Source organism: Hydrogenivirga sp. 128-5-R1-1, from assembly GCF_000171895.1.
Genome location: NZ_ABHJ01000233.1, coordinates 1 through 1,814, shown reverse-complemented (window position 1 = coordinate 1,814; position 1,814 = coordinate 1). Strand labels below are relative to the sequence as shown.

Sequence of the window (1,814 nt, the reverse complement as noted above, 5' to 3'; positions counted from 1 at the left end):
AGTATCTTCCTGAACATCTCTATGGAGGTCGCTACTGTCTTTAGGGGCTCCTCTTTCAGTCCTACTATCTCTACTTCCTCTCCGGGCTTGAGTACTCCCCTCTCTACTCTCCCTGTCACAACTGTTCCCCTTCCGGATATGGTGAACACGTCCTCTATGGGCATGAGGAAGGGTTTGTCTGTGTCCCTCTTGGGGGTGGGTATGTACTCGTCCATCGCGTTAAGGAGTTCCTTTATGCTCTCTACCCACTTGCCGGGGGAGTTCTGTTCAAGTTCCTGTAACGCCCCAAGGGCTGAGCCTTTTATTACGGGTACTTCGTCCCCGGGAAACTCGTACTTGTTGAGGAGTTCCCTTACCTCAAGCTCAACGAGTTCAAGGAGTTCTTCGTCGTCTACCATGTCGCACTTGTTCATGTACACGACTATGTAGGGTACGTTAACCTGTCTGGCGAGCAGCACGTGCTCCCTTGTCTGGGGCATGGGTCCGTCCGCCGCTGAGACGACGAGTATCGCCCCGTCCATCTGGGCTGCCCCGGTTATCATGTTCTTGATGTAGTCTGCGTGCCCTGGACAGTCAACGTGGGCATAGTGTCTCTTGGCTGTCTCGTACTCAACGTGGGTTATGTTTATGGTTATCCCTCTCTCTTTCTCTTCTGGTGCTTTATCTATCTCCTCGTACTTGTAGCACTCTGCCTTTCCTCCCTCTACCAGCCCTGCTGCAAGGGTGCAGGTTATGGCTGAGGTCAGCGTGCTCTTGCCGTGGTCTACGTGCCCTATCGTCCCTACGTTTACGTGCTCCTTCGTCCTCTCAAATTTCTCCTTCGCCATATCTATCCATACCTCCGTATAGGTATTTTGAGCTAACAGAATATAATAATGTTTTTCTTAAAAAAACACAAATGTTTGTTAAGCCCAGGACCGGACTTGAACCGGCGACCTCACCCTTACCAAGGGTGCGCTCTACCGACTGAGCTACCTGGGCTGAGGATATTAATTTAATCACACCAACCTGCAGGTGTGCAATCGTATTTGCTTTAAGTTTATGGAGCGGGCGACGGGATTTGAACCCGCGACCTGCTGCATGGCAAGCAGCCGCTCTACCGCTGAGCTACACCCGCTGAGAGTATATATTATACCCAGCTTTCAGGAGAATTCCAGCTTCTTAAAAAGGGTAAAATCTTTTCCATGAAAGTCACGGTCATAGGTGGAGGATACGTAGGTCTCGTCACGGGCGCGTGCTTCTCCCATCTTGGGAACGAGGTTCTCCTCGTTGAAAAAGTCCCCGAGAAGGTAGATAAGCTCAGGAAGGGTGAAAGCCCCATATACGAACCGGAGCTTGAGGAGCTACTAAGAGAGGGTATAGACAGGGGGACTCTCAGGTTCACCACCGATATAAAGGAGGGCGTGGAGTTCTCAGAGGTGATCTTTATATGCGTTGGGACTCCCTCCCTTCCCGACGGCTCTGCGGACCTCTCTCAGGTAGAGGAGGTTGCAAGGCTTACCGCAAAGAACATGGATTCTTACAGGCTCCTCGTGGAGAAGTCTACCGTTCCGGTGAATACCCATCAACTCGTGAAGAAAACCGTTCAGAGATACCTTAAAAGGGACGTATCCTTTGACGTTGCCTCAAACCCCGAGTTTCTGAGAGAGGGCTCCGCGGTCTACGACTTCCTGAACCCGGACAGGATAGTGGTCGGAGTTGAAAGCGACAGAGCAAGGGAGATAATGGAGGAGCTTTACAGACCTCTGACAGATAAGGTTTCCCTCTCATAGTCACCGACCCTTCAACGGCTGAGCTCATAAAGCACGCCTCCA

At 51.4% G+C, this 1,814-nt stretch carries 2 protein-coding genes and 2 tRNA genes; 1 reads left to right on the top strand and 3 read right to left on the bottom strand.

Annotated features, from left to right (window positions below; all coding sequences use genetic code 11):
- The 3 genes from HG1285_RS02995 to HG1285_RS03005 all read right to left on the bottom strand — a co-directional run.
- Positions 1-827: elongation factor Tu (locus tag HG1285_RS02995; RefSeq protein WP_008288984.1), on the bottom strand; the 827-nt coding region annotated here is incomplete at its 3' end.
- An 81-nt stretch (positions 828-908) separates the two neighbouring features.
- Positions 909-981: transfer RNA gene (locus HG1285_RS03000), tRNA-Thr, on the bottom strand.
- Positions 982-1,042: 61 nt separating this feature from the next.
- A tRNA-Gly gene (locus HG1285_RS03005) sits at positions 1,043-1,117 on the bottom strand.
- A gap of 67 nt (positions 1,118-1,184) precedes the next feature.
- Here HG1285_RS03005 and HG1285_RS18415 point away from each other — a divergent pair.
- Positions 1,185-1,772, top strand: a complete 588-nt coding sequence (locus HG1285_RS18415; protein ID WP_008288983.1) for a nucleotide sugar dehydrogenase — start codon at positions 1,185-1,187, stop codon at positions 1,770-1,772.
- The last annotated feature ends 42 nt before the right edge of the window (positions 1,773-1,814 follow it).

Coding starts and splice junctions, on each gene's coding strand:
- HG1285_RS18415 (WP_008288983.1), top strand. CDS start 1,185: ATGAAAGTCACGGTCATAGGTGGAGGATACGTAGGTCTCGTCACGGGC.